9 protein-coding genes and 1 riboswitch are annotated in these 12,381 nt (G+C 38.2%); all 9 genes read right to left on the reverse strand.

Annotated features, from left to right (window positions below):
* Positions 1-374: 374 nt before the first annotated feature.
* The 9 genes from hutG to KQI49_RS04060 all read right to left on the reverse strand — a co-directional run bounded on the left by hutG (position 375) and on the right by KQI49_RS04060 (position 11,957).
* Positions 375-1,319 carry a formimidoylglutamase gene (gene hutG / locus KQI49_RS04020; protein WP_216487061.1) on the reverse strand — a complete coding sequence of 315 codons (945 nt, stop codon included), beginning with the start codon at positions 1,317-1,319 and terminating at the stop codon, positions 375-377.
* A complete protein-coding gene (hutI, locus tag KQI49_RS04025) occupies positions 1,312-2,565 on the reverse strand; it encodes an imidazolonepropionase (protein WP_216487063.1) in 1,254 nt (417 codons plus the stop codon). The genes hutG and hutI overlap by 8 nt, the downstream gene beginning before the upstream one ends.
* Before the next feature lie 2 nt (positions 2,566-2,567).
* A complete protein-coding gene (gene hutU, locus KQI49_RS04030) occupies positions 2,568-4,232 on the reverse strand; it encodes a urocanate hydratase (protein ID WP_216487065.1) in 1,665 nt (554 codons plus the stop codon).
* A complete protein-coding gene (gene hutH / locus KQI49_RS04035; protein ID WP_216487067.1) occupies positions 4,225-5,751 on the reverse strand; it encodes a histidine ammonia-lyase in 1,527 nt (508 codons plus the stop codon). Before hutH ends, hutU begins: the two co-directional genes overlap by 8 nt.
* Before the next feature lie 451 nt (positions 5,752-6,202).
* On the reverse strand, positions 6,203-7,102 hold the full coding sequence (locus KQI49_RS04040) for a hypothetical protein (RefSeq protein ID WP_216487069.1): 900 nt from the start codon (positions 7,100-7,102) through the stop codon (positions 6,203-6,205).
* Positions 7,103-7,436: 334 nt separating this feature from the next.
* The gene (locus KQI49_RS04045) at positions 7,437-7,949 is read right to left on the reverse strand and encodes an acyl-CoA thioesterase (RefSeq protein ID WP_216487071.1); all 513 of its coding nucleotides are present in this window, start codon (positions 7,947-7,949) and stop codon (positions 7,437-7,439) included.
* A 123-nt stretch (positions 7,950-8,072) separates the two neighbouring features.
* On the reverse strand, positions 8,073-9,515 hold the full coding sequence (cls, locus tag KQI49_RS04050) for a cardiolipin synthase (protein ID WP_216487346.1): 1,443 nt from the start codon (positions 9,513-9,515) through the stop codon (positions 8,073-8,075).
* A gap of 288 nt (positions 9,516-9,803) precedes the next feature.
* On the reverse strand, positions 9,804-10,982 hold the full coding sequence (gene megL / locus KQI49_RS04055; RefSeq protein ID WP_216487073.1) for a methionine gamma-lyase: 1,179 nt from the start codon (positions 10,980-10,982) through the stop codon (positions 9,804-9,806).
* A gap of 303 nt (positions 10,983-11,285) precedes the next feature.
* A complete protein-coding gene (locus tag KQI49_RS04060; RefSeq protein WP_216487076.1) occupies positions 11,286-11,957 on the reverse strand; it encodes a hypothetical protein in 672 nt (223 codons plus the stop codon).
* Positions 11,958-12,176: 219 nt separating this feature from the next.
* Positions 12,177-12,296: riboswitch (SAM riboswitch) on the forward strand.
* Positions 12,297-12,381: the final 85 nt, after the last annotated feature.

Consider the following 12,381-nt stretch of genomic DNA (forward strand, 5'->3'; position numbering starts at 1 on the left):
ATAATGTTTGGTTATTACATATAAGATATAAACTGCGACGTAGTTTCAATGAAGAGTCTTTTCCCCTTATGTTAAAGAAAGCTATAATCCGAACGCTGCGGAAAAAACGCTAAGCGAGTATTCTGCCGAAGCGAGGTGTACGCACTCAATTAGCTAGATTAAAAGAACCACGTAAATAATTTTCACTGTGTCGCAGTTTATATATAATGTGCAGTAATTAATATTAATTCCACTCTTGATAAACTTATTTTATCAAGGTAGATGCCCAATTCGCTCTGTAAGGTTGAAATTAATTTTAAAACATTCATTAAAAAGCCCATCTTAAGAGTTCCCTAGATGGGCTTTTGCTATGCTTATTAATCAGTCGATTTTAATTATTTTTTCCCTTTCATAAATTGAAGCATAGTATAGGCTGCGACTCGACTTGTCATATTTCGAAAGTCTATCGTAGGGTCTATTTCAACTATGTCCAAGGCATTTACTTTTTCGTGTCTAGCCATAAAATGGATTCCTTCTAATAAAGAGGTACTATCCATTCCACCTGGCCCAATTGCTGGACAACCAGGAGCAAACGCTTGGTCGAGCACATCCATATCAAGTGAAATATAAATATGATCCACTTTTTCGGCTAAATTTTGTACTTCTTTATTCAAAATAGAGGTAAGAGATTGTTCGTTTACATCTCCCATCGTATACACTGTAACTCCCTGTTCTTTAGCATAATCATCGTAAGCTTTAGCGTTAGTAAAATCTCGAATACCAATTTGAACGAGATTTTCACCTTTCAAAATATCGTCTTCCAAGAGTCTTCGAAATGGTGTGCCATTTGTCGGGCCGCCATCTTCTGTATTTCTTAAATCATGGTGGGCATCAAACTGGATCACACCGAAAGACGAGTAATGTTCAGCATAAGCTTTAATTGAGGAATAGCTAATAGAATGATCCCCGCCTAATATAAACCAGTTTGTTGAAGCCTTTGTCTGGTAAATATCGGACATTCCTTCATACAATCGCTCTTGATTTCCTAAAACATCAGTCGGGCTCATGTTTAAATCGCCAAAATCTAAAATAGGAGCAGTAAGATCAAAACCCTCTTCATTTGAATAGGTTGAGTAACTTTGAAGTGATGAGCGAATGGCTCCGGGTGCCAATGAAGCACCCGAATGACTAATCGATGGTTTAGAAAGTGGAAGTCCAACAAGTCCAAACTCCCCTTTCGCTCCCTCCGACCATTCTGTTAATAATTCTTTAGCTTTTTTAGTATGCCTATCTTCAAAGATAGCTTTTCCAGCAGGTTTTAAATGTCTAATATTATCCATGATGATTCAGCTTCCTTTCATACAACACAGATCCATTTTTTATGACGGTATTCACATGATTCACCCCATAATGATACGGGATATACATATAGTTTGGTGCATCCCAAATCACTACGTCTGCTTGCCTACCAATGGCAAGTGATCCAGCTGCATGCCCTCGATTAATCGCATGAGCGGCATTAACAGTGACCGCATGCCAAATTTCTTCAGGTGACATGTTTAATCGTAAAGCAGAGAGTGACATAATGAGTTGTAAATTTTCAGTCACTGAGCTACCTGGATTAAAGTCAGTCGACACAGCAATTGCCGCCCCAGCATCTATCATTTCCCGTGCTCTAGCATATGTCCCTGTCCCTAGATAAAAAATAGTCCCTGGTAAAATAACACCAATCGTATCTGACTCCGCTAATTTCCGGATACCCTCGTCTGTCGCCACGGCCAGATGGTCGCCACTAATGGCGCCCAGTTCAACGGCGAGATCTGTGCCGCCCAAAGGTTCAATTTCATCAGCATGAAGCTTCACTTGAAAGCCTTTATCTTTTGCTTTTTGTAAAAATTGTCGAGATTGTTCCACCGAAAAAACATTCGCTTCGGTAAATATATCAACAAATTCCGCTAGATTATCTTCCTTTATCTCATCAAACATATCGCTCATCTCATCTAAAAAAGCATCAGGGTCATGTTCATGTTCTTCTGGAATAGCGTGAGCGCCTAGAAAAGTCGATACAAGATCAAGTGGGTGTTTTTTTGCTGCTTCTTTAACCACTTTCAGCTGTTTCATTTCCGTTTCTCTGTCAAGTCCATAGCCACTTTTCGCTTCAACAGTTGTAATACCATACATTGCCATCCGGTCTAGATGGAACAAAGCGCGCTCCAGCAACTCATCAAACGAAGCTTTTTTAGTTGCACGTACTGTTGATAAAATACCTCCACCTTGTTTTAAAATATCGAGGTAATCAACCCCCTGTTGTTTTAAAGCCATTTCTTTTTCTCGTGCCCCCCCAAATACAAGATGAGTATGCGCTTCAACGAGCCCTGGTGTTACAAGCCGACCACCTGCATCAATCGTTTTCTTCCGGTTGATTTTTTCAGCCTCAGCTGCTGTCCCCATCCAGGCAACCTTTTTATCTTTAATACCTAATGCTGCGTTTTCATGTACAGTCAAATTATTCATGTGTCGGCCTTTTACAGGTCCTGCGTTCTCCATTGGCACCAACTGACCAATATTAGTAATCAATAAATCCATCTTTACACCTCTTCCTCCCTCTTCATTGGAATATGAATATGATGTTCATCTGCAAACTCAGTTGCTTTTTTGTAGCCAGCATCTACATGACGGACGATTCCCATACCAGGATCAGTTGTCAATACACGTCTCAATCGTTCTTCAGCTACATCTGTACCATCAGCAACAACGACCATACCAGCATGTAAAGAATACCCCATTCCAACACCACCTCCGTGATGAAAAGATATCCATGAGCCGCCAGCTGCTGTGTTAATAAGTGCATTTAATACCGCCCAATCGCCAACCGCATCACTTCCGTCTTTCATCGCCTCAGTTTCCCTGTTTGGTGACGCAACCGATCCGCAGTCAAGATGATCTCGACCAATAACGACAGGCGCTTTTATTTCACCTTGTCGAACTAATTCATTAATCGCTAATCCCATTTTCATTCTTTCACCGTAGCCCAGCCAGCAAATCCTTGAAGGTAGTCCTTGAAAAGCAACTTGCTCCTGAGCCATGTCAATCCAACGAATGAGCGCTTCATTCTCTGGGAACAGCTCTTTTATCAACTGATCTGTGCGGTAAATATCTTCTGGATCACCTGATAATGCAACCCAACGAAAAGGCCCTTTTCCTTCACAAAATAAAGGCCTAATATAAGCTGGTACAAATCCAGGAAAATCGAATGCATTATCAACGCCCTCAAGACGCGCCACTTGCCGAATATTATTACCATAATCAAACACGATTGAGCCTCTCTGTTGATAAGTAAGCATCGCTTTGACATGAGTCGCCATACTCTTTTTAGCCAACGTCTGGTAAATATCTGGATTGGTTTCCCGTAACCCATTTGCCTCTTCAATCGTGTAATCTTCAGGAATATAACCATTTAGTGGATCATGAGCGGATGTCTGGTCAGTAACGATATCAATCTTCACATCCTTTTTTAATAATACATGATGGATTTTTGCTGCATTTCCTAGTAATGCGATTGATAATGGTTTTTCTTTTTCCTTTGCCTCTTTAGCCCATTCGATAGCTTCATCAATCGATGTTGTCATGACGTCACAGTATTTTGTTTCAATCCGTTTCTTAATCCGGTCTTCATCAACTTCAACAGCAATAACAACCCCTTCATTCATGGTGACAGCCAGTGGTTGAGCACCTCCCATTCCCCCTAAGCCAGCAGTTAAAGTGATAGTCCCTTTAAGTGATCCGTCAAAATGTTTTTTAGCTAGAGAGGAAAAAGTTTCATAGGTACCTTGAAGAATGCCTTGAGTTCCAATATATATCCAACTTCCTGCTGTCATTTGTCCGTACATCATTAATCCTTTTTCGTCTAATTCATTAAAATGCTCCCAGTTCGCCCACTCTGGAACAAGTACTGAATTTGAAAGTAAGACTCGCGGTGCTTGATTATGTGTTTTAAATACACCAACCGGTTTGCCTGACTGGATAAGCATTGTTTCGTCATTTTCCAAATCACGCAGCGTGTTTACAATCGCGTGAAACGCATCCCAGTTACGTGCCGCTTTTCCAATGCCACCATAGACAACTAAATCATCTGGATTTTCAGCTACTTCAGAATCCAAATTATTGTGAAGCATTCGTAATGCTGCTTCTTGTTCCCACCCTTTACACTCCAGTTCAATTCCTCTTTTTGCTTTCAGTTTTACATTAGTCAATTGAAAAACCCCCCACTTTAGTTTGAACGCAACTTTCATTTGATTCTTTTAACCAACTTGCTGTGCTTTCAATATCTCTGGAAAAAATACGATCTTTCGTTATTTGTGGTACTATTTTTCTTGCTTTCTCGTAAAACCTACGTGTCTCGCTTCCCATTCTCTCAACCCCTCGATACTCGACAGCTTCTAAGGCACAAATGAGTTCAATTGCGATAACCCGTCTTGTATTCGCAAGCATCTCTAGAGCGTGCCTAGCAGCGATTGTCCCCATACTGACATGGTCTTCTTGGTTAGCAGATGATGGAATAGAATCTACGCTCGCCGGATGTGCGAGTGTTTTGTTTTCTGAAACAAGCGAGGCGGCACTATACTGCATGATCATAGCACCAGATTCCAGACCAGGATTGGGACTTAAGAATGGTGGTAATCCTTCATTTAACTGAGGATTGACGAGCCGTTCAATCCTTCTTTCAGATATATTTCCTGCTTCAGCTATGCCAAGCTTTAGAAAATCCATTGCCAGCGCCACCGGTTGTCCGTGAAAATTTCCACCTGAAACAACTTTATTTTCTTCAGAAAAAATAAGCGGATTGTCAGTGACAGCGTTTATTTCAGTCAATAGTTTTTTCTCAACGTAATGAACCGTTTGCCAAGAGGCTCCTAGCACTTGCGGGATACATCTAAGAGAATAGGCGTCTTGGACTCGTAGCTCCCCTTGGTCAGTTGTTAATCTGCTATCTATTAATCTTTCTCGCATTCGATGAGCCACATCAATTTGTTCCTGATGTCCTCGAGCTTGGTGCAGATGAGAATCAAAAGCATCCATAATACCACGCAATCCTTCTAAGGTCAGCGCACTTATCATTTCACTTTGATAAAGCAATTTTTCTATTTCGATATAGGCAATGACGCCGACTGCTGTCATCGCCTGAGTTCCATTGATTAAGGCTAGGCCCTCTTTGGCTTGTAATTGTAATGGGGAGATGCCTAGTTCCCTTAATACGTGTGATGCGTCCATCCGTTTTCCTTGATAAAAAACCTCACCTTCACCAATGAGACAAAGTGCTAAATGTGACAATGGAGCCAAATCCCCGCTTGCACCAAGGGATCCTTGCTGTGGAATGACCGGTGTAATTTCTAAGTTGAGAAAGTCAATTAATCGTTGAACCACTTCCACCCTCACACCAGAATAACCTTGAGCCAGTGCATTGGACCGGAGTAAAAGCATCGCTCTGCTTACTTCTTCAGCAAAAGGCTCACCTACGCCACAGGCATGAGAATAAATAAGATTGAGTTGCAAATTTTCTAAATTCTCATTTCGTATTATAATATCACTAAACTTTCCAAACCCCGTATTAATCCCGTACATTGTTTGATCTGCGCTTAACATATCTTCCACTGTTACTCGATTGGTGTTAATGTTATTTTCAGCTTGTCGAGATAATCCTACCTCTTCCTTTTGAAAAATGACTTTCTTCACTTCTTCAATTGTAAGTGACGTTCCAGTTAACGTAATCATCTTACACCTCCAATGTATTGTTTTAATAGACTAAAGCGCAAAAGGAAAGGAGGCTTTGGTTTAAGAACCTAAGCCTCCTTGCTTTTGATATGAATGTTTTAGGTGATATAATACATTAAGCATTTGTGCACCCCTGATATTTTAATTTTCTTACTATTTATCATTGTAAGCGTTTACTAAAAGAAATGCAAGATTAAAAATACGAATCCAATAACATAATAACTTATGATAAAAATTTATTATAAAGTATTTTGTGGGGAGTTTACTGCCTATCAGAAGCAATAAATGGAAACTAGTGAGAAAGTGCCATTTTGAAAAGAGGCAAAAAAACAACATGATGTAGTCATACTGTATAATTACTTTTTGAGTTTAATCATACAGAAAAATTTAGAGTCAATTAAAAGAATTTCATGTAATATTTACGAAACAATTTAATTACATTTAATTGTCCTTATTTATTAATGCTTTTTTCAATCTTATTAGTCTTTCTTTTTATTCCCTCTACCTCTTTAAATAGTAAATCAATATCTGATTGGGTTTCTTGATTTGTTGTACGCATGTCTTTTCTGATACTAGTGAAATTTTCAGTCATTAATGTGGTGTTATGCCTAATCACATTTTTCAGTTCTTCCAGGCCACCATCTAAACGATCGAAACGATCATCGGCTTTCTCTTGCCAGTCCTCTATATGGTCGAAACGAGTATCCGCTGTCTTCTGCCAATCTTCTATATGGTCGAAGCGAGTGTCCGCTGTCTTTTGCCAGTCTTCTATATGGTCGAAGCGAGTGTCCGCTGTCTTTTGCCAGTCCTCTATATGGTCGAAACGAGTATTCGCTGTCTTCTGCCAATCTTCTATATGGTCAAAACGAGTGTCCGCTGTCTTTTGCCAGTCTTCTATATGGTCAAAACGAGTGTCCGCTGTCTTTTGCCAGTCTTCTATATGGTCAAAACGAGTGTCCGCTGTCTTTTGCCAGTCTTCTATATGGTCAAAACGAGTGTCCGCTGTCTTTTGCCAGTCTTCTATATGGTCAAAACGAGTGTCCGCTGTCTTTTGCCAGTCTTCTATATGGTCAAAACGAGTGTCCGCTGTCTTTTGCCAGTCTTCTATATGGTCAAAACGAGTGTCCGCTGTCTTTTGCCAGTCTTCTATTCGATCAAAAGAAGCATTCGCAGCTTCCTGACCTTCTTCCAAGTTGTTCAAACGCTTATTCGTAGCTTCCTGGCCTTCTTCCAAGTTGTTCAAGCGCTTATTCGTAACTTCTTGGCCTTCTTCCAAGCGATCAAAGCGCTTGTTTGTTTCTTTTCTAAAACCACTTAATTCAGAAATGATTTGATTAAATAATTTCTCCATATGCCTCACCCCATTTTTATTATTATACCATACATCACTTTTTTACATGCTCTGCACTATATATATAAGATAAAATATTACATTTGAAAAATCAAAAGGATGTAAATGATTTTTGAAGACGTTGTGTTCTTTTAAAAAGTAAATAACCATTAAAAATAATTAATAAACACTCTATTAATCACAGGGTATAATTGTATAACAGTAACAATTAGTGTTATATTAAAAAGTCACATAAAACCTAAAAGAGTCAGACTTTAAATGGCTGACTCTTTCTTTATCTTTATAGGATATTCTAAAGTGATATTCATGAACTAGTTTAATTTGAAACGCTACTTCATCCCCATGGATAGCTTGTCCCAAAGTTTTTAGCTAACTCTTTTGATTCTTTTCGTCTTTCTCTACGGCGTTCAGCTCGTTGTTTTGCCCCTTCATGAAGAATCATCTCTTCTTCTGTTTCTGGATAAACAGGTGGAACTGGAATTGGTCGCCCGTTCTTATCCACAGCTACAAACGTTAAAAACGCAGTAGTACATACTTTACGCTCACCAGTAGACAAATCTTCGGTCACAGCTTTGACAAAGACTTCCATTGATGTTTGGTGCGTCCAAGTTACAAATGATTCAACACAAATTGAATCTCCCTCTTTGACTGGATATAAAAAATCAACAGAATCCGTCGATGCTGTCACGACAGGATTACGTGCATGTCTCTGCGCCGAAATTCCTGCAATATCATCAATATAAGCCATAAGTATACCACCAAACAATGTTCCGTGTTGATTTGTATCTGGCGGTAAAACGTAAGCTGTTTTAACCGCTAATGAATTCAAACAAGATTTACCTTCCATTTTATATACACTCCCTTAATGTTCTTGTTGTTTTGTTTGCTCTAAATAACTGTAGTGGAATATAAACTTTGATATAGAATTTAATATCGTTCTATGCGCCTTCGTCTCGATACATGATAGACTTTATAATACTGGCGAGAGTAATCTCGATATTGATTCTTTAAATCGAATACCTAAGGAGCGTCGTTCATATAACTTTTTTGTCATTTGGGTTGAATGCCTGACATCTTCATGAAATGCGTCGACAAGGCGACGTGCAAGTCCAAAATCATATAGAAAAGCATTCACTTCAAAATTGAGTCTAAAACTTCGAACGTCAATATTCGCCGTACCAACTGAAGCGACTTTTCCATCAATAACAATCGTTTTGGCATGCATAAAGCCTTTTTGGTAAATAAACACTCGTGCTCCTGCATTCAGCATATCACCAATATGGGAAAGCGTTGCCCAATAAACGAAAGGGTGATCCGGTTTATTAGGAATCATAATATTCACTTCCACTCCTGATAGAGATGCAATTCTTAAAGCATCCCGCAAACTTTCATCAGGGATAAAATAAGGCGTTTGAATATAAACCCTTTCTTTGGCAGACATAATCATTTTGATATAACCGTTTTTAATCTGCTCCCAATCAGACTCAGGGCCACTTGAAACGATTTGCACCCCGACATTTCCTTTTGGTTCTGCAGAATAAAAACGATCCTCATATAATATATCTTTGCGTGACGCTTGATTCCAGTCCAAAATAAATCGGGTTTGCATATTTAAGACAGCATCTCCAGTGATTTTCAAGTGGGTGTCACGCCAGTATCCAAATTTTTTACTTTCCCCTAAGTATTCATCTCCTATATTAAAACCGCCGATATAGCCCACTTTTCCGTCAACAATTGCTAGTTTTCGATGGTTTCGATAATTAATTTTCAAGTTAATCTTAGGTATTTTAGGAGGGAAAAATGATTCAACAAGGGCGCCTGAATTTCGTAATCTTCTAATGTATTTTCTGCTTAATCGACGTGAGCCCATGTCGTCATACAACAAGCGAACTTCAACACCTTCATTCGCCTTTTTTATCAGTATATCTGCTAGTCTTTGCCCAAGTTCATCATGACGAATAATATAATAAAGCAAATGAATATGATTTTTCGCTTTTTCCAAGTCTTTGATTAAAGCATTAAATTTATCATTTCCATCGGTGAAAATTTCAACTTGGTTGCCCATTGTTAAAATGGCATCATCATTCCGTAAATGTAAATAATATAAGTCCTTATACTCGGCTAATCTTTCATCTTTAAATTGAAAGCGATCTTCTTCCAAGTCTCTCATCTGGGCTTGAACGGCTTTCTTAACTCCGAGTTTGCTTTTCGTATCCCAAGTGAATATCTTTCGGTTGCTTAATGGTTTTCCAAATATTAAATAGAGAAAGAAGCCTAGAATGGGTATAAATAAGAGAACCATAAGCCATGCCCAGGCGGAACTAGCATCTTTATGTTCCAAAAAGATAATGGAAAATCCTAGGGCTATGTTAAAAATTATAATAAATCCAAATAAATAAGTTATAATTTCCATTTCCATTCACATATCCCCCTTCCTAAAAAGTAGCCACTAGATGAGTCTTGCAAAATTACCGTCTTTTTGTTTTCCTTTACCCTATTATAGTAATATTGCAACATAAACATAATCATAGCATAAAACCCATTTCTTCGTTACTGGCATACCGTTTTAGAGGGATATGCTTTAGCATTACACCATGTTTAGTATGAGTTAAATCGTTTAATTCGAAACATAATATTTTTAAAAAATAAACACATCCGCATGCATAGCTAGAGCAGATGTGTTAGAAAATAGTTATATAGTTTATTTTTTATTCAATGCTTGCTCGATATCTTCCCAAATATCTCCCCAAGCTTCTAGTCCTACAGATAAACGAATGAGCTGATCACTAATACCCATGTTTACTCGTTCATCTTCTGGCACTACAGCATGCGTCATTGTAGCTGGATGTTCAATTAAAGTTTCTGTATCTCCAAGACTGACTGCTAATTTAATAAACGATAATTTATTTAAAAAGTTTTGAGCATCCTGTTTAGATCCTTTAATTTCAAAAGAAATCAATCCGCCACCATGTTTCATTTGTTTTTGCTTAATCAAGTAATCAGGATGAGAGCTGTCTCCTGGATAATAAACATTTGTTACTTTTTCATGATTCTTTAACTTTTCAAATACCTTTTCCGCGTTTATGCAATGTCGATCCATTCTAAGTGGGAGTGTTTTGAGACCTCGAATTAACAACCAGGCATCAAACGGTGGCATCACTCCGCCCATATCTTTTTGTGTGGTCATCTGGACATCATCTAAAAATTCCTTCTTACCAACGACAAGGCCGGCAATCACGTCACCATGTCCGCCAATGTACTTTGTAGCACTGTGTAAAACAACATCACATCCTAACTCAAGTGGACGCTGTAAATAAGGTGAAGAAAACGTATTATCGACCACAACAGGTATATCGTATTCTTTTGCTACTTCAGCTACGAGTTCAAGATCTATTAACTTCATCGTCGGATTGATCGGTGTTTCTATATAAATACACGCTGTGTTTGGTTTAATTAATGCTTTAATATCTTCCTTTGTCGCCATAGAAGAAAAATCATGGTCAATATTATATTTTTCTTTCATCATCGTCAATAGTCCGAATGTGCAACCGTATAACCCTTCTGAGGCTAATATATGATCATTAGCTTTTGTTAATGCGACAAGTATTGCTGAAACAGCCGCCATACCTGAGCTAAATGCAAGCCCTCGCTCCCCTCCTTCAAGAGCTGCAATTCTTTTTTCTAGGACAGTGACTGTCGGGTTACCAAGCCTGGAATACATATAGCCTTCTTCTTCACCAGCAAATCGTCTTTCCCCTTGCTCAGCCGAATCAAAAGTGTATGTGGATGTTTGAAAAATAGGTGTAGAGAGACTGCCTAAAAGCACCTTTTCGTCATACCCCTCATGAATAACCGCTGTTTCAAATCGTTTCTTCTTCATTAAAACGCCCCCCTCATTTTAATTAGAAACTTCCTAATGTCTATGTTAAGTCATTACTTTATAAAATGAAAGCGTTTTCTAAAATTGGTGTATTAGAATATGCTTAAGACGCTAAGTGGGCATGGCAATTGGACATAAATTAACGAATTACAGCTTCCGATGTCCGATTGAGAGCGGCTATTGGACATGAAACACGGAAAAACAAAAATTGATGTCCCATTGGAATTTTCAATGAGACATCAAAAATAAAAATCCACAAGGATGTATTCTATTTTCATTTAAACTCACTTGACACACTTAATATCATAATTTAATCGTTCTGTTTTCTAAGTAAAAATACGAGTGTCTATAATTTGGCTCATAACCTAAATACCTTTTTAATATTCTTCTAATTGTTCTGCTCGTTCGCTGAATTCCACTCCATTCCTGTATGACACTTGTAGTTATCACCTTTTCAGGAAATAGAAAGTTAAATTCAAGGACATTACGGAGCAGCGCTGAATCAATCGATTCAACGTAACTGCATTGTTGGCAATGCATTTTTCCTGGTTGTAGTTCAAACATTTTACTACGGCATGACTTACAAAAGATACCTCTGTTTAATTCTGAAAATTGATACTCAGGTAATTTTTCATAAGGAGATTTTGTTATATGAGATGTTATGAGCTGATTCGCAAGTTTGCGATGTCGATAATCCATATTTGAGGATATTCGATTTAACCTTTGAACGAAGCGATTGATCTGTGTGGGTAAAATAATTGAAGGATGTTGCGGGGCATTGTATAAAGTGAACTCAAATAAAATAATGCAATTTTTTGTAAGTCGTTTATCTAGTATTGCTGAAAATTTCCTCTCACCCAAATACCCTTTATAAAGCTGATTATACGTCTTATTTTGTTCTGGGGTAAACTCCATCCTCGCTTTTAAATATTGAAATGTCTGTAATTGAGTTGATCCTTGGACGTATTTGAGCATACACAACTCACCTTTCATAATATTTTTAATTGGCAATAAATTAATTACTTTAAGTATAATAGCCTAAGTTCTTTGAGTCAATCACCTACTCATCTTTCAGAAGTAACTAATAGATGCCTTATCCATAGACTTTCAGCCAATTTATACTTTTTCAATAAATTCATGGTTGACAATCATCTCAGCTTCAGTATATAATTATCTCTAAATTCAAAATTGAATCTCTTATCGAGAGTGGTGGAGGGACTAGGCCCTATGAAACCCGGCAACCGAAAAATGTGGCAAAACACATTTTTAAAGGTGCTAAATCCTACAGGTCAAAAATGAGCTGGAAGATAAGAGGAGGAACGCTTGAAACTACTAGCAAAGCCCTCTTCTTAGGAAGAGGGCTTTTTATATTCTCCTCTTCCTCCAGATCCCAATTAAC

It is taken from the genome of Virgibacillus sp. MSJ-26 (assembly GCF_018918075.1).
In the GTDB taxonomy this organism is placed as follows: Bacteria; Bacillota; Bacilli; order Bacillales; family Amphibacillaceae; genus MSJ-26.